This is a genomic window from Streptomyces sp. NPDC032091 (genome assembly GCF_055580265.1).
Map to the genome: position 1 here is coordinate 1 of NZ_JBVILR010000040.1, position 14,782 is coordinate 14,782.

Sequence of the window (14,782 nt, forward strand, 5' to 3'; positions counted from 1 at the left end):
GAGATGAGGAGGGGGCGGCCTAGGCCGTCTCTTCCGGATCTTGCCTGGCCCGCGCCGCCCGGCACCGCACCTCGCCGCTTTGGCGGGGCACCAAGTACGTCCAGTACGGCGGCGCCCCGCCAAGGCGGCGATGCACGGCACCCGACGACGCGGGCTTGACCGGCAAGATCCGAAAGAGACGACCTAGCGGAACGCTCGAACGGTGGCCGTCGGCGGGTCGTGGCGCTGACACCATCGGGGAGGCAGCACATCCCGTCGACCCCACCAGAGGACCCCGTGAGCGAGAAGACCGCCGTCACCCCCGAGTCCCACCCCGCCCCGCCCGCGAAGTTCTCGCACGGCGTGCGCAAGGGCAACATCCTCCAGGTAGCCGGCCAGGTCGGCTACCTGCCCGCCGTCGAGGGGCAGGCGCCCGTCACCGCCGGGCCGGGGCTGCGCGAGCAGACCCTCCAGACGCTGGAGAACGTCCGTTCCGTCCTGGAGGCGGGCGGCGCGAGCTGGGACGACGCCATGATGATCCGCGTCTACCTGACCGACACCGCCCACTTCGCGGAGATGAACGAGATCTACAACGCGTACTTCGACGAGCAGGGCGTCAAGGTCCCCGCCGCCCGCACCACGGTGTACGTCGGCCTGCCCGCGGGCCTGCTGATCGAGATCGACGCCCTCGCGGTGCTCGGCTGACCGCAGCGCGAGGGAGGGGCGCCCCCCTGGCGGTGGGGCGCCCCGGGCCACCCGGTCGCGCCTACGCGCAGTACTGGGCTTCCTTGCCGATCGAGCGGTACATGCAGTCCGCGTTCTCCAGCAGCTGGAGCACCGCGTCCTTGTTGCGCGCCGTCTCACGGTCGATGACCTCGTCGGGCGGGTAGAAGCCGCCGCCCCCGCCGGTGTCGGACGGGTACATCTCGAAGGTGTAGGCGAAGATCTTCTGGTTGCCCCACAGCCAGTCGTCGATCGTGCCGTCGGTGATGTACAGGTCGCTGGACTGCTCCGGCGTGTAGCCGTTGCTGGCGGCCATGCTCGTGCCGATCTTCTTGTACACCGCGAGGTCGTCCGCGGTCAGGCCCGGCGCGGTGTCGTTGTACGTCCACCCGAAGGGCCACAGCACGAGCTCGCTGTAGGTGTGGAAGTCGATGGCGGCCTTGATCTGCTGCTTGCCGCCGACGATCCGGCTGCGCACGAAGTCGGAGACCACCTTGACCTCGGGCGCCGAGGCGGCCGCCGGCCCGCGGTAGGTCTCGGAGCTCTTGCTGCTGCTGGAGCCGCCGCAGCAGCCCCACTTGTAGTCCCAGTTGCGGTTGAGGTCGGTGCCCACGGCCGTGGAGCCGGAGTTGGGCTGCCGGTTCTTGCGCCAGGAGCGGTAGGAGCCGGTCGCGATGTCGTACTCGCCGCCGTCCGGGTTGAGGTCCGGGATGACCCAGATCTCGCGGCTGTTGACCATGTTGGTGATCCGGGAGTCGCTGCCGTACTTGGAGCCGAACTCCTGGAGCAGGTACAGGGCCATCTCGACGGTCAGGTGCTCGCGGGCGTGCTGGTGGGCGGTGAAGAGCACCTCGGGCTCGTTCTCGTCCGTGCCGACGTTGTCGCTGATCTTGATCGCGACGATGTCCCGGCCCTGGTACGACTTCCCGATGACCTGCTTGCTCATGATCCCGGGGTACTGGGCGATGCGCTGGTCGATCTCGGCGCTCGCCTCGGCGTAGTTGTGGTACTTGGAGTCCGCCGAGGGGAAGTCCATCGGGCGGTTGGCGACGCCGCGCTCGGAGCGGTCCGGCGGCCCGGCCAGGGCGGTCAGTTTGTAGCCGCGGGCGCGCAGGGCCTTGGCCTGTGCGGCGTTCGCGCTGACCACGACCGAGCGGGCGTCGACCTCGTCGATGGAGACCCCGCTGCTCAGCAGGGCGGTGCGTTCGACGGCGGTGGACGGGCCCTGGATCTCGTACTGGACGACCGCTTCGTCCTGGGTGGCCGTCGAGGGGGTGGGCGGCGGTGCTGCCGTCGCGCTCATGCCGTAGGCGGGTGCGCCGAGCGCGAGCGCCAGCAGGGCGGCCGTGACGGCGGCCCTCCGGCGGGTGTGGAGCCGCATGCGTTCTCCTGGGTGGAGTGTGGGGGTAGCCGTGCGGACGCGCACAGCGTGCTCTTGTGGCATGTCACGGTCAATAGCGCCAGGCGTACCCGGCCGGGCGCACCGGACCGAATCAGCCACCCCCACACACCTACCGCCTACGGCAGCCCGTGGACCTTCGGACCCACCGCGTTCGACCAGGTACTACCCGCCTTGGCGTCCCAGTTGGTCGACCAGGTCATCGCCCCGCGCAGCCCCGGGTAGGTCTTCGACGGCTTGAAGGACCCGCAGTTCGTCCCGCGCGCCAGGCAGTCCAGGGCGTTGTTGACGACGGTCGGCGAGACGTAGCCGCTGCCCGCGCCGCTGGGCGAGGCCGGAACGCCGATGCCCACCTGCGAGGGGTCGAGGCCGCCCTCCAGCTGGATGCAGGCCAGCGCCGTCAGGAAGTCCACCGAGCCCTGGGAGTAGACCTTGCCGTCGCAGCCGTTCATGGCGCCGCTGTTGTAGTACTGCATGTTCACGACGGTGAGGATGTCCTTCACGGCCAGCGCGGTCTTGAAGTAGCCGCCCTGGGTGGACTGCATGTCGATGGTCTGCGGGGCCATCGTCAGGACCAGCGAGGGGCCCGCCTTCGCGGCCAGGGAGCGCAGGGCCTGGGTCATGTAGGTGGGGTTGAGGCCGTTCTCCAGGTCGATGTCGATCCCGCTGAAGCCGTACTCCTGCATGAGCGCCCAGGCCGAGTTCGCCAGGTTCGCGGCGGAGGCGGAGTCGTTGACCGAGATCGTGCCCTTCTCGCCGCCGATGGAGAGGACGACGGACGTGCCCGCCGCCTTCTTCGCGGCGAGGTCCGCCTTGAACTGGGCCACCGTGTAGCCACCGAGGCCGGCCGAGTCGAGGTTGAAGGTGATCGCGCCGGGCGTGGTCGTGGCGTCGGCGAAGGAGACGGCGACGATGTCGTACTGGGCGGAGACGTCGGAGAGCTTCTGGACGGTCGCGCCGTTGTTGAAGTTCTGCCAGTAGCCCGTCAGGGCGTGCTTGGGCACCGACGGGTTGGGGTTCGGGTTGCCCCCGCCGCCCGTGGTGGTGCCGGTCACCGGCGGGGACTTGGGGCCCTCGCCGGCCGCGTTGAAGGCGCTCACCTGGAAGGAGTACGAGGTCGACGCGGCGAGGCCGCCGATCTGCGTGGAGGTGCCGGTCACCGTCTGGACGCGGGCGCCGTCCTGGTACACGTAGTAGCCGCTCGCCCCGCCGACCGCGTTCCACGAAAGGGTGAGCCCGCTGGCGCTCTGGCCGGAAACGGTGGCCGCCGAGGGGGCGCCCGGCAGGCTCGGGCCGGGGTCGGTGCCGCCGCCCCCGTCGGGGCCGAAGACGCTGAACTCGTCGACGAGGTAGGCCGGCTGGCCGTACCAGCCGTGCGTCCAGACCGTCACCTTGGTGGTGTTCGGGCCGGTGGTGAAGGTGGTCGACAGCTTCTGCCAGCCGCCGCCCGAGCCGGGGGTCCAGGTGGAGACGTCCTGGGTGCCGGTGCCGGTCGCGCCCAGGTAGACGTACGAGCCCTGGACCTGGGCGCTGAGGGTGTACGTGGAATTCGGCTTGACCGTGACGGTCTGGCCGCACTGGGCGTTGTCCTGGCCCGCCGGGGTGGCGCGCAGGGCGCCCGAGCCGGCGTAGACGGGCGAGGAGACGGCGGTGCCCGAGCCCGCCGAGCAGGACCAGTCGGCGAGGCCGGACTCGAAGCCGCCGTTGCGGGCGACGTTGACGTCGGCGGCCTGGGCGGGGGCCGCCGCCAGGGCGGTGAGGCCGCCGGCGGCGAGGGCCGCGGCGAGCGACAGGGCGAGGGAGCGTATGCGGTTCACGTGGGCTCCGTGGGGGGAGTGAAGGGGTGGAGCGGAAGGGAGTTCGAAAAGGGTCCGAGGGCGGGGAGTGGGGTTCCCCGCGACCGAGGGCTGACGTGCAGCCAAGTTGGTCCAGACCAATCCTGGTGTCAAGAGTGTTTGCGAAGTGGCTTGAAACGAACGGCTTCCGGACCCCGGTTGTCCAGGTTTTCGCCACCTCTGACATGTGCTTCCGGCACGGGAATCCCCAAGCCCCTGACCTGCCAGGGGTGACGCGGATATGGTGCTGGGGCAAGGGGGAAGGCGCGTCGGGCGTTTGCGGTCGCGCAGTACCGCGCGTACGCCAGGGGCGTGCGCGCGCGTACGTGACGGCCCGGGGAACGGCCGGCGCGTACAGGGTGAACGGGGGGATCCGCATGCCGACCGCCATCGCTGTCACCAGTGCCGACCTGGTACTGCCGGCCCCCGACCGGCACACCCCGGGCGCCGCCATCCTGCGCCCGCCGGGCGAGGTCGACCTGGAGGGCGCGCTCGCCGAGACCTCCGCCCTGCTGGAGCGGCACGGCCACCTCGTGGCCCTCGTACCGCCCTGGCTGCCCCCGGCCACCGTCCGCCGGCTGCACACCGTACGGGCCATCCTGGAGACCGACCGGATCGCGCTCCTCGACATCGACCTGCCGCCCCTGGGCACCGCCGTGCTGGCCCGTCAGCTGCGCCAGCTCACCGTCAGCGACCTCAGCCCCGGGGTGCTCGCCTCCGCCGCCCGGCTGCTGTCCCACTACGTCTACGCGGGCGCGCTGCTCGGCAGCGTCGCCAAACTGGACCGGATCCCCGTCGGGCTCAAGGCCCACGCCCGCTCCTGGTCACCGAGCGCCCAGTTCGCCGTACTCGCCCACCCGCAGCCGCACCTGGCCCGGCTCGGGGCCTCCGCGGCCCCCGCCCACGGCGGCGTCCTGCCCCCCGGCCCCGCCTTCGCCACCCACCTGACCTTCGCCCGAGGGCAGCTGGCCTCCGACTGGGTCGCGGCGGAACTCGCCCCCGCCTGGAAGGTGCGGGGGGTCATGGAGAACCCCCTCCCGGCCGACTCGCCGCGCTGGTGGGCCACCCCCAGGCTGGTCGAGTTCGCCGCCGCCATCCCGGACGTCTCCGTCCTCTACCAGCTCGTCGCCTCGGTCCGCCGCGAGCAGTGCCACTGGTGCGGCTTCGAGCTCATCGGCGACCGCTGCGGCTTCTGCTCCGCCCCGCTCTCCGCACCACCGCCCGACCACGGCACCGCCCCCCGGCCCCACGCCACAGCCGGCTCCTGACCGCCCGAACGAACGAAGAACGGCGAGGTACGACGCTTCATGAACTCACGCCAGCGCCGCGGCGTCATCCTGCTGCTCCTGTCGGTCCTGTGCGCCCTCGCGGCGTTCGCCGGGGTGCTCGTGGTGATCGGCGACGTCAACTCCAAGGTCGGCGCCGAGGTCGTCGCGTACCGCGTCAAGGGCGACATCGCCCCCTACAGCGCCCTCACCGCCGGCCAGTTCGAGGAGGTCAAGGTCCCCAAGCGCTGGCTGTCGGACACCGCCGTCAGCGACCTCGGGGCCCTCCGGGGCAAGATCGCGCTCACCACCCTGAAGAAGGGCTCCCTGCTCCAGAGCGACATGTTCGTCGACAAACCGCAGCTCCAGGCGGGGGAGCAGGAGATCGCCATCATGATCGACGCGGCCACCGGCGTGGCCGGCAAGATCACCTCCGGCGCCAAGGTCAACATCATCGCCACCTTCAAGGGCGCCAAGGAGTCCGACCCCGCCCGCTCCGTGATCATCGTCGCCAACGCCCGGGTCCTGGGCGTCGGCAAGCTCACCGCCCTCGACAAGGACAGCGACAAGAAGGGCCCGGCCGAGGCCGTCCCGATCACCTTCGCCCTGAACACCAAGGACACCCAGCGCGTCGCCTACGCCGAGTCCTTCGCGGAGCACGTCCGCCTGGCCCTCGTCGCCCCCGGCACCGACTCCGCCCCCGGCCCGGCCGACCGCACGTACACCCTCGACGGGGACAAGTGAGGCGCGGATGACCACTCGAATCCTCCCGGCGGCCGGCGACGCCGACGCCGCCCGCTCCATCGTCGCCCTGCTCAGCCAGCTCCCCGACGCCGAACCCGCCCCGCCCGTCCCCGACTCCACCTCCCTCCTCGACGCCCTGGGCCGGCTCGCCGCCGACTCCGTCGACGAACTCCCCGAGGTCGTCCTCGTCCACGAGCGGATCGGGCCCGTCCCCGCGCTGGAACTCGTCCGCGAGGTCGCGCTGCGCTTCCCCGCCGTCGGCGTGGTCCTGCTCTCCTCGGACACCGGGCCGCAGGTGTTCTCCGCCGCCATGGACTCCGGCGCCCGGGGCCTGGTCGGGCTGCCCCTGCACTACGAGGAGCTCGCCGCCCGGGTCGGCGCCGCCGCCCAGTGGTCGGCCGGCGTACGCCGCCACCTGGGCCGTGGCGCGGAGGCGGTCTCCGGGCCGGGCGGCCGGGTGGTCACCGTCACCGGCGCCAAGGGCGGCGTCGGCACCACCTTCACCGCCGTCCAGTTCGCCCTGGCCGCGGCCGCCTCGGGACGCCGCACGGCCCTGGTGGACCTCGACCTCCAGGCGGGGGACGTCGGCTCCTACCTCGACGTCCGGTTCCGCCGCTCCATCGCCGACCTCGCCGGTATCCAGGACATCTCGCCCCGGGTCCTCCAGGACGCCGTCTACGAGGACCGCACCGGCCTGGCCCTGCTGTTGGCCCCCGCGGAGGGGGAGCGGGGCGAGGACCTCGACGAACGCGCCACCCGCCAGGTGCTGAGCGCCCTGCGCGCCCGCTACGAGCTGGTCGTGGTCGACTGCGGCACCCAGGTGACCGGCGCCAACGCCACCGCCGTCGAACAGGCGGACGTGGCCGTCCTCGTCACCACCCCGGACGTGGTCGCCGTCCGCGCGGCCAAGCGGATGGTCCGGATGTGGGAGCGGCTCCAGGTGCGCAAACCCGAGGACACCGCGATGGTCGTCAACCGGTGGAGCAAGCAGACCGAGATCCAGCCCTCCCTGATCGAGAAGATCACCAGGACCCGCCCCACCCGCACCCCCGTCCCCGCCGCCTTCAAGGAGCTCCAGGGGGTCGTGGACGCGGGCCGGGTGCAGGACCTCGACAACCGCTCGACCGTGAAGCAGGCCCTGTGGGCGCTGGCGGGGGAGCTCGGACTGCTGGCCGCCCCGGAGCAGGGGTCCGCGGCCGGGACGCGGGCCCCGGCGGGTTCGGCCCTGGCGGTCCGCTCGGCGGGGCCGGTGGCCCGGCTGCGCCGCGGCCGGGAGGGCTGACGGATGCGCCGGTGGCCGGGGGAGCGGGGGAGGGACCGGGGGCAGGTGGCCCTGGAGTTCGTGGGCATGGTCCCGCTGATCCTGCTGATCCTGGCGGCGGTGTGGGAGTGCGTCCTGATCGGGTACGCCTTCTCACTGGCCGGGAACGCCGCCGACGAGGGGGCGCGGGCGGGCGCGGTGCACGGGGACGGCGCCTGTGTGGCGGCCGCCGGGAAACACATCGGGGGCGAGTGGGGGATGGAGGCGGAATGCGGCCCGGCCGGGGACGTCTACAAGGCCACCGTCACGCTCCACATCCCGGTCCTCTACCCCGGCCTGAACTTCGGCGAGCTCAGCGGCACCGGCGGTGCGGCGATGGAGAAGGAGGCCCCGTGAACCGGTACCGGCGGCGGCATAGCGCCGACCGGGGCCAGGTGGCCCTGGAGTACATCGGCTTCATCCCGATCCTGCTGTTCGTCGCGCTGTGCGGGATCCAGCTGGGCTGGATCGCGTACGTCCACGAACAGGCCGACACCGCCGCCCGTACGGCGGCCCGGGTGGAGGCCCGCAAGGGCTCGGGCGGGAAGGCGGCGGGCGCGGCCGCCGTCCGCGGGGGCCTCGCTCCCGTGGTGGAGGTGGCCAAGGACGCCGACGCGGTCACCGCCACCGTGACGATCAAGATCAACAGCATCGTGCCCGGGCTGAGCATCGACGACGCCAAGGCCACCGCAGTCATGCCGAACGACGATCCGACCGGAGGAAGCCCATGAGCCTGCGTTCCCGGGTCGCCACCCCCGACGACCGCCACAGCCCCCGCGAGGACGGCCGTCTCGTCTCCTCCTACCGCGCCAAGCTGCTGGAGGAGATCGACCTCGCCGAGATGTCCGCGCTCGCCCCCGCCGAGCGCCGGGCCCGCCTGGAGCGGGTCCTCGGCCACATCATCAGCCGCGAGGGCCCCGTCCTCTCCACCGCCGAGCGCGCCCAGCTGATCCGCCGCGTCGTCGACGAAGCCCTCGGGCTCGGCGTGCTCGAACCGCTCCTGGAGGACGCCTCCATCTCCGAGATCATGGTCAACGGCCCCGACCAGATCTTCGTCGAACGCGCCGGCCGGGTCGAGCAGCTCCCGATCCGCTTCGCCTCGCACGAACAGCTGATGCAGACCATCGAGCGCATCGTCTCCACCGTCAACCGCCGCGTAGACGAGGCCAATCCGATGGTCGACGCCCGCCTGCCCAGCGGGGAGCGCGTCAACGTCATCATCCCGCCGCTGTCCCTCACCGGCGCGACCCTCACCATCCGCCGCTTCCCGCGCGCCTTCACCCTGCACGAGATGATCGCCCTCGGCTCCCTGGACGAGCAGATGCTGCTGCTGCTCTCCGGGATGGTCCAGGCGCGGATGAACCTGATCGTCTCCGGCGCCACCGGCACCGGGAAGACCACCCTCCTCAACGCCCTCTCCGGTCTGATCCCGGAGGGCGAGCGCGTCATCACCATCGAGGACTCCGCCGAGCTCCAGCTCCAGCAGGCGCACGTCATCCGCCTCGAATCCCGCCCGGCCAACGTCGAGGGCAAGGGCCAGATCACCATCCGCGACCTCGTCCGCAACTCCCTGCGCATGCGCCCCGACCGCATCATCGTCGGCGAGGTCCGCGGCGGCGAGACCCTCGACATGCTCCAGGCCATGTCCACCGGCCACGACGGCTCCCTCGCCACCGTCCACGCCAACAGCTCCCAGGACGCGCTGATGCGCCTGCAGACGCTCGCCTCCATGTCGGAGGTCGAGATCCCCTTCGAGGCGCTCCAGGACCAGATCAACAGCGCCGTCAACGTCATCGTCCAGCTCACCCGCTTCGGGGACGGATCGCGCCGCATCACCGAGATCTCGATCCTCGACTCGCACGGCCGCGAACCCTTCCGCATCACCACCGTCTGCCGTTTCCTCGCCCAGCCCATGGCCGCCGACGGGCGCGTGCACGGCCACTTCGCCTACGCCCCCCTCCCGCGCCGGATCGCGGAGCGCCTCCACATGAACAACCAGCCGATCCCCCAGGCCTTCGGGGTCGCCCCGCCCGAGGACCGCTTCGACCCGCTGACCTCCCGGACCGTCCTGTGACCGACCTCGTCCTCCTCACCCTCGGCGCCACCCTGCTGGCCGGCCTGTTCGTCTCCCTCGGGGTGCACTTCTACTCCGCCGGCCTCGCCCAGCGCGCCGCCCTCGTCGAACGCCTCGCCGCCGACGGTGCCCCGCCGGCGCCCGGCCGCCGGCGCCGCTTCCCCGGCCTCGACCGGCGCCTGCGCCGGACGAAGCTCGGCCGGCGCATCGAGGTGAAGCTCGGCACCACCGGCCTGGACCTCACCCCCGGCGAGTTCTTCGCGTACGTGCTGATGGCGGTCGCCGGCGTGTGGCTGGTCGCCGCCGCCCTCCTGGCCCCCTTCTTCGGGCCGGTCGCCGGCCTGATCGGCCTGTGGGCCGCGAACGCCTTCCTCACCTGGCAGCGGACCCGCCGCACCGAGCGGTTCATCAACCAGCTGCCGGAGCTCGCCCGGATCCTCGCGAACGCCACCCAGGCCGGGCTCGCCCTGCGGACGGCCATCGGGATCGCGGCGGAGGAACTGGAGGCCCCGGCGGGGGAGGAGCTGTCCCGGGTCGCGGACCGGCTCGCGGTCGGTCACTCCATCGAGGAGGCGCTGGGGGAGATCGTGGAGCGGCTCCCCTCCCGCGAACTGGTCGTCCTCGTCTCCACCCTGGTCCTGTCGGCGCGGGCCGGCGGCGCCATCGTCGGGAGCCTGCGCAACCTCGTGGTGACCCTGGAGCAGCGCAAGGAGACGCGCCGGGAGATCCGTACGCAGCTCTCCCAGGTCACCGTCACCGCCTACCTGGTCCCGGCGATCGGCCTGGGCTCGCTGCTGCTGGTCGACACGATGATGCCGGGCGCGCTGGACCGGATGACCGGCGCCCTGATCGGACAGACCGCCGTGCTGATCGCGCTGGGCCTCTTCACGCTCGGCTTCGTCCTGATCCGCCGCCTGTCGAAGATCGACGTCTGACGGGAGGACGACGACACCCATGAACCCCTACCTTCCGGTCCTCCTCGCCGCGGCCGCCGCCCTCGCGGTCTTCGGCGTCCTCCACGGCATCCGGCTCTACCGCGCCGACGTGGAACTCCCCACCGACCTCGCGCTCGCCCTGGAGGTCGGCTCCTCCCGCACGACGGCCGTCGGCTCGCTGGTCGACCGCCTCGGCATCCGCTGGGCGCCGCTGGTGCTGCGGCTGATGGGCCCCCGTCAGGTCGCCCGCAAGCGTGCCCAGATCGACCGGGCCGGCAACCCGGCCGGCCTCACCATCGACCGGTACGCGGCCCGGCGCGCGGTGTACGGCTTCCTGGGCGCCCTCGGCGCCTTCGCGATGCTGCTCAACGGCCAGCTGGTCGCCGCGCTCCTGATGGTCGCGTTCGGGCTGTTCTGGATCGAGGCCGGCCTGTGGTCGGCGATCCGGGTCCGCCGCGACGACATCGAGCGCACCCTGCCCGACTTCCTCGACGTCCTCGCGGTCGTCGTCAGCGCGGGGCTGGGCTTCCGGCAGGCGCTGGAACGCGTGGCGGCCAAGTACGAGGGCCCCTGGGCGGACGAGGTCCGCATCACCCTCCAGCAGATGGACATGGGCGTGAGCCGCCGCCAGGCCTTCGACGAGCTCCGCCGCCGCAACGACAGCGAACAGGTGGCCCAGTTCGTCACCGCCCTCCAGCAGGGCGAGGAACTGGGCTCCCCGATCGTCGACACCCTGATCGCCATCGCCGAGGACATGCGCCGCACGGACGCCCAGAACGCCCGCCGCCGCGCCGCCCGGGCCGTCCCGAAGGCCACGTTCGCGGTGACGATGTTCATGCTGCCCGGCACCCTGATCCTGCTGGTCTGCGGCTTCGTCTACGGCGCGAACGTGGACTTCGGCGCGCTGCTGGGCGGTGGCTGACGATGACCTCCCCGGCCTCCCCGGCCTCCCCGGCCTCCCCGGCCTCCCCGGCCTCCCCGGCCTCCCCGACCGCCCTGGCCTTCCCCGCCGCCGGCCGCCCGCCCGGCGGGCCGCTCCCCTTCCCCTCCGCCGGCGCTCCCGCGGCGGCCCCCGGTTCTCCGCTCCGGCTCCGGGCGAACGCCCTGCGGTCCCTCTGCCGCCAGGTCTTCGCCCTCCGCCTGGTGATGATCCCCCTGGGCGCGCCCCTGGCCCTGTCCCGCACGGCCCCGGGCGCCGCGACGTACCTGGTGTCCGGGGCGGTCGTGGGCACCTTCATGCTCTCCTACGCCCTCTTCCGCGACTGGGAGCGCTGCGGTCCGCTGCTGCTGCGCCACCGCTGGCTGCTGGCCGCGGACATGGCCCTGGGCACCCTGCTGCTGATCACCGCCACCCCCGCCTCGCCGCTCGGCCTGGTGGCCCTCGGCACCCCACTGCTGGCCGGGCTGGTCTACGGCTGGCGGGGCTCGGCGGTGTACGCGGCGGCGCAGACGGCGGTGGTGGCGGCGCTGGGCGGCGGCCTGCTGCTGTGCCTCCTGTGCGTCCTGTCGGGGGCGGCGGGCTCCTCGGTCCGCGACTTCCTGGTCCGCCTCACCGAGGCCCGGGCCCAGCTGGCGGCGGCGGAGGCCGTCCGCGCCGAACGGGAGCGGCTGGCCCGGGAGATGCACGACTCGGTGTCCAAGACCCTGCACGGCCTGGCCCTGACGGCCGACGCCCTGACCCTCGCGCAGGACCCGGCGGTGATCCGCGTCCAGTCCGCCCTGCTGGCGGTGGCGGCGCGCCGTGCGGTGGCGGAGTCCCGCGCGCTGCTGACGGACCTGCGCGAGCCGCTCGCGGACGTCCCCCTCCTGCCGGCCCTCCACCGCCTGGCCGGCCCGGGCACGACCGTCCACGCCCAGGGCCCCCTGCCCGTGCTCCCCGCGCCGGTGGCGCACCACCTGCTCGCCATCGCGTCGGAGGCCCTGGAGAACGCCCGCCGCCACGCCCGGGCCACCCGCGTGACCCTGACGGCGGCGACCACCCCCGCCCGCCTCACCCTCACCGTCACCGACGACGGCCGGGGCCTCCCCGCCGGAGCCGCCGGGGCCGCCGGGGGAGCGCCCCCCGCCGCCGCCCCGGGCCACTACGGCCTGCGCGGCATGCGGGAACGCGCGGCGGCGATCGGGGCCGACCTCCTCCTGGGCCCCCGCCCGGACGGCGCCCCAGGAACCCGCGTCCACCTGACCCTCCCCCTCGAAGGGAGCCCCTGATGCCCGGCCTCCGCGTCCTGATCGCCGACGACAACCCGGTCGTACGGGCCGGCCTGGCCGCGCTGCTGGCGGCGGCGGGCGGCATCGAGGTGGCCGCCGAGGCCTCGGACGGCCGCGAGGCCCTCAGCCTGACCCGCCGGCACGCCCCCGACCTGATCCTCCTGGACGTCCGCATGCCGGGCGTGGACGGCATCTCGGCCCTCCCGCACCTGGTCCGCCTGGCGCCGGTCCTGATGCTCACGTACAGCCGGGAGTCGGACATCGTCCGGGAATCGCTGCTGCTGGGCGCGGGCGGCTACCTGGTCCACGGCGAGTTCACGCCGGACGACCTGGTGCGGGCGGTCCACGACGTCCGCGAGGGCCGCCCCCACTTCACGCCCTCCCCGGCCGCAACCCTCCTCACCGACCTCCGCGCCTCGTCGCAACCGCAACGCGGTGTGACGCAGCCGGGGGAGCGGCTGAACAACTCGGCGTTGTTTGGGCTGAGTTCGCGAGAGGTGGAGATCATGGACCTGATCGCGTCCGGAATGAGCAACCAGCAGATCGCGGCGGCGTGCTTCATCAGCGAGAAGACGGTGAAGAACCACATCAACCGCATCTTCGCCAAGCTCCAGAGCACCACCCGAAGCGAAGCGATAGCCCACTGGCTGGGAACCGCCCGTCCGGGGGTGAGTGGACATGGGTAGACACGGTGCGCAGTGGGTCCGTAATTGGGCCCCGGGACCCTTGGTCATCACCCGTCACGCGCCGTACGGTCCGCAAATCGACAGCGGCACCGGCCCGGGAGGGAACCCCCATGTCACACAACTCGCTGCTGAAGGCGTCCGTCGGGGCGAAGATCCGCCTGGCCGGCTGGACGGACACGGCGGTGTCCCGGATCCGCAAGCGGTACGCGAACCTCGACCGGGGGCAGACCGCGTTCGAGTACCTGGGCATCATCCTGGTGGTCGTGGTGATCATCGGCGCGATCGTCGGCTCCGGCATCGGCTCCGAGATCACGTCGAGGATCAAGGACGCGGTGAAGAACATCAAGGCGGGATAGCGGCGTTGCGCGCGACGCGCGGCGGTGACCGAGGGCAGGCCTTCCCCATTTACGTGGTCATGGTGGCAGGCCTGCTGTTCGCCGCCCTCGCCTTCTTCGTCATCGGTCAGGCGTCCGTCACCCGCAGCGATGCGCAGGGTGCCGCCGACGCTGCCGCGCTGGCTGCGGCGCAGGACGCGCGTGACCACCTGCTCCCGGGGCTGGTCCTGTCCGAGCTGCAACCGAAGGACTGGATCGAGGTACTCAAGGGCAACCGGTTCGGAGGCGGGGGCTGCGAGAAGGCCGAGAGCTTCGCCGGGAAGAACGACGCGAAGGCGTCGTGCACGTCCAGCGGGCTCAGTTTCACCGTCGCCGTGGAGACCGCGAGGACGGTGGGGAGCTCGGTGATTCCAGAAACCGAGGGCATGCACGGGACGGCCAGAGCCACGGCTGAGATCGAACCGCGTTGCCATCTCGGTGAGTCGCCCACGCCTTCTCCGGCGCCCTCCACGTCCACCGGACAGCCGACTCCGCCTCCTGGAGGCGGTAGTCCGATGCCCCCCTCGGTGAAGATCCAGTGCAAAGGGGGGAAGGACATCACCTTCGACCCCGCCAAGCCCGATCCCTGGCGCACGTTGGCAAGAGGCCTCTTCGACGTGCGACTGACCGACTAACAGCGAGCAACGGACAAGGAAGCAGCGCACATGAGCATGCGGCAAACGGTGAAGGTTCGCGGGGGAGCGGCCGTTGCGGTTGCGGCGGTTCTCGCCCTCACGTTGGCCGGATGTGGCGGCAGCGGCGACGACAAGGCGAAGGGCCCTGCGAAGTCCTCGCCGCCACAGTCCCAGGGGGCGGGCAACCAGGGGTCGACGCCGAGCAACGGGCAGAGCCCGGAGCCGACCGAGGTGATCGCCACGTTGAACGGGCAAGCCGGGATGGCCCTGGTCATCAACTCGGTGCGCCGCGATGCCGGCGGCTTCATCACCGTCAACGGACAGATCAAGAACACGGGCACCCAAGCCTTCACCCGCACGTCGGACTGGCGCGGGATCGAGCTGAAGGGAAGCGGAGAGTCGGTGGCGGGTGCGACTCTCGTCGACAAGGTGGGCAAGAAGCGTTACTACGTGCTTCGGGACACCGAGTCGAGGTGTCTGTGCACCACGGGTATCTCCAGCGTCGACCCCGGCCAGGTCGTACCCTTCTTCGCACAGTTCCCGGCACCACCGGCCTCCACCACCGAGGTGGAGTTCAGTCTTCCCACCTTCACCTCGGCCACCGTCAAAATTTCCGGGTGACCCG

Annotated in this window: 16 protein-coding genes; 14 read left to right on the plus strand and 2 right to left on the minus strand. The window is 72.2% G+C overall.

Annotated elements, in window-relative coordinates; genetic code table 11:
* The first annotated feature begins 276 nt into the window (after nucleotides 1–276).
* Complete coding sequence (locus tag ACZ5NJ_RS36800; protein WP_468771012.1) at nucleotides 277–684, plus strand: RidA family protein; 408 nt, start codon at nucleotides 277–279, stop codon at nucleotides 682–684.
* Nucleotides 685–745: 61 nt separating this feature from the next.
* On the opposite strand, the gene ACZ5NJ_RS36805 is transcribed toward ACZ5NJ_RS36800, so the two are convergent.
* Nucleotides 746–2,083 carry a M14 family metallopeptidase gene (locus ACZ5NJ_RS36805; protein WP_468771014.1) on the minus strand — a complete coding sequence of 446 codons (1,338 nt, stop codon included), beginning with the start codon at nucleotides 2,081–2,083 and terminating at the stop codon, nucleotides 746–748.
* Nucleotides 2,084–2,220: 137 nt separating this feature from the next.
* On the minus strand, nucleotides 2,221–3,918 hold the full coding sequence (locus ACZ5NJ_RS36810; RefSeq protein WP_468771016.1) for a chitinase: 1,698 nt from the start codon (nucleotides 3,916–3,918) through the stop codon (nucleotides 2,221–2,223).
* Between the two features lie 395 nt (nucleotides 3,919–4,313).
* Between ACZ5NJ_RS36810 and ACZ5NJ_RS36815 the strand changes: the two genes are divergently transcribed.
* The 13 genes from ACZ5NJ_RS36815 to ACZ5NJ_RS36875 all read left to right on the plus strand — a co-directional run bounded on the left by ACZ5NJ_RS36815 (nucleotide 4,314) and on the right by ACZ5NJ_RS36875 (nucleotide 14,778).
* The gene (locus tag ACZ5NJ_RS36815) at nucleotides 4,314–5,204 is read left to right on the plus strand and encodes a hypothetical protein (protein ID WP_468771018.1); all 891 of its coding nucleotides are present in this window, start codon (nucleotides 4,314–4,316) and stop codon (nucleotides 5,202–5,204) included.
* A gap of 39 nt (nucleotides 5,205–5,243) precedes the next feature.
* Entirely contained in the window at nucleotides 5,244–5,945 is a 702-nt protein-coding gene (gene cpaB / locus ACZ5NJ_RS36820; RefSeq protein ID WP_468771020.1) for a Flp pilus assembly protein CpaB, read from the plus strand.
* 7 nt (nucleotides 5,946–5,952) lie between these two features.
* Nucleotides 5,953–7,227, plus strand: coding sequence for an AAA family ATPase (locus ACZ5NJ_RS36825; protein ID WP_468771021.1), 1,275 nt, complete (start codon nucleotides 5,953–5,955; stop codon nucleotides 7,225–7,227).
* Between the two features lie 3 nt (nucleotides 7,228–7,230).
* The gene (locus ACZ5NJ_RS36830; RefSeq protein WP_468771023.1) at nucleotides 7,231–7,602 is read left to right on the plus strand and encodes a TadE/TadG family type IV pilus assembly protein; all 372 of its coding nucleotides are present in this window, start codon (nucleotides 7,231–7,233) and stop codon (nucleotides 7,600–7,602) included.
* Between the two features lie 38 nt (nucleotides 7,603–7,640).
* The gene (locus tag ACZ5NJ_RS36835; RefSeq protein ID WP_468771025.1) at nucleotides 7,641–7,976 is read left to right on the plus strand and encodes a TadE/TadG family type IV pilus assembly protein; all 336 of its coding nucleotides are present in this window, start codon (nucleotides 7,641–7,643) and stop codon (nucleotides 7,974–7,976) included.
* Nucleotides 7,973–9,319 carry a CpaF family protein gene (locus tag ACZ5NJ_RS36840; RefSeq protein ID WP_468771027.1) on the plus strand — a complete coding sequence of 449 codons (1,347 nt, stop codon included), beginning with the start codon at nucleotides 7,973–7,975 and terminating at the stop codon, nucleotides 9,317–9,319. The genes ACZ5NJ_RS36835 and ACZ5NJ_RS36840 overlap by 4 nt, the downstream gene beginning before the upstream one ends.
* A complete protein-coding gene (locus tag ACZ5NJ_RS36845; RefSeq protein ID WP_468771029.1) occupies nucleotides 9,316–10,254 on the plus strand; it encodes a type II secretion system F family protein in 939 nt (312 codons plus the stop codon). The genes ACZ5NJ_RS36840 and ACZ5NJ_RS36845 overlap by 4 nt, the downstream gene beginning before the upstream one ends.
* A 19-nt stretch (nucleotides 10,255–10,273) precedes the next feature.
* Nucleotides 10,274–11,176, plus strand: a complete 903-nt coding sequence (locus ACZ5NJ_RS36850) for a DUF5936 domain-containing protein (RefSeq protein WP_468771030.1) — start codon at nucleotides 10,274–10,276, stop codon at nucleotides 11,174–11,176.
* A 2-nt stretch (nucleotides 11,177–11,178) separates the two neighbouring features.
* Complete coding sequence (locus ACZ5NJ_RS36855) at nucleotides 11,179–12,462, plus strand: sensor histidine kinase (RefSeq protein ID WP_468771031.1); 1,284 nt, start codon at nucleotides 11,179–11,181, stop codon at nucleotides 12,460–12,462.
* A complete protein-coding gene (locus ACZ5NJ_RS36860) occupies nucleotides 12,462–13,148 on the plus strand; it encodes a response regulator (protein WP_468771033.1) in 687 nt (228 codons plus the stop codon). The genes ACZ5NJ_RS36855 and ACZ5NJ_RS36860 overlap by 1 nt, the downstream gene beginning before the upstream one ends.
* Nucleotides 13,149–13,258: 110 nt before the next feature.
* Nucleotides 13,259–13,504, plus strand: a complete 246-nt coding sequence (locus ACZ5NJ_RS36865) for a hypothetical protein (protein WP_468771035.1) — start codon at nucleotides 13,259–13,261, stop codon at nucleotides 13,502–13,504.
* Nucleotides 13,505–13,509: 5 nt separating this feature from the next.
* The gene (locus ACZ5NJ_RS36870; protein ID WP_468771037.1) at nucleotides 13,510–14,157 is read left to right on the plus strand and encodes a pilus assembly protein TadG-related protein; all 648 of its coding nucleotides are present in this window, start codon (nucleotides 13,510–13,512) and stop codon (nucleotides 14,155–14,157) included.
* A 30-nt stretch (nucleotides 14,158–14,187) separates the two neighbouring features.
* On the plus strand, nucleotides 14,188–14,778 hold the full coding sequence (locus tag ACZ5NJ_RS36875; protein ID WP_468771038.1) for a hypothetical protein: 591 nt from the start codon (nucleotides 14,188–14,190) through the stop codon (nucleotides 14,776–14,778).
* Nucleotides 14,779–14,782 lie beyond the last annotated feature (4 nt).

Excerpts from the sequence above, each read along its gene's own strand:
- ACZ5NJ_RS36805 (WP_468771014.1), bottom strand. The coding sequence starts at position 2,083 with ATGCGGCTCCACACCCGCCGGAGGGCCGCCGTCACGGCCGCCCTGCTG.
- ACZ5NJ_RS36815 (WP_468771018.1), top strand. The coding sequence starts at position 4,314 with ATGCCGACCGCCATCGCTGTCACCAGTGCCGACCTGGTACTGCCGGCC.
- cpaB (WP_468771020.1), top strand. The coding sequence starts at position 5,244 with ATGAACTCACGCCAGCGCCGCGGCGTCATCCTGCTGCTCCTGTCGGTC.
- ACZ5NJ_RS36825 (WP_468771021.1), top strand. The coding sequence starts at position 5,953 with ATGACCACTCGAATCCTCCCGGCGGCCGGCGACGCCGACGCCGCCCGC.
- ACZ5NJ_RS36830 (WP_468771023.1), top strand. The coding sequence starts at position 7,231 with ATGCGCCGGTGGCCGGGGGAGCGGGGGAGGGACCGGGGGCAGGTGGCC.
- ACZ5NJ_RS36840 (WP_468771027.1), top strand. The coding sequence starts at position 7,973 with ATGAGCCTGCGTTCCCGGGTCGCCACCCCCGACGACCGCCACAGCCCC.
- ACZ5NJ_RS36850 (WP_468771030.1), top strand. The coding sequence starts at position 10,274 with ATGAACCCCTACCTTCCGGTCCTCCTCGCCGCGGCCGCCGCCCTCGCG.
- ACZ5NJ_RS36855 (WP_468771031.1), top strand. The coding sequence starts at position 11,179 with ATGACCTCCCCGGCCTCCCCGGCCTCCCCGGCCTCCCCGGCCTCCCCG.
- ACZ5NJ_RS36860 (WP_468771033.1), top strand. The coding sequence starts at position 12,462 with ATGCCCGGCCTCCGCGTCCTGATCGCCGACGACAACCCGGTCGTACGG.
- ACZ5NJ_RS36865 (WP_468771035.1), top strand. The coding sequence starts at position 13,259 with ATGTCACACAACTCGCTGCTGAAGGCGTCCGTCGGGGCGAAGATCCGC.
- ACZ5NJ_RS36875 (WP_468771038.1), top strand. The coding sequence starts at position 14,188 with ATGAGCATGCGGCAAACGGTGAAGGTTCGCGGGGGAGCGGCCGTTGCG.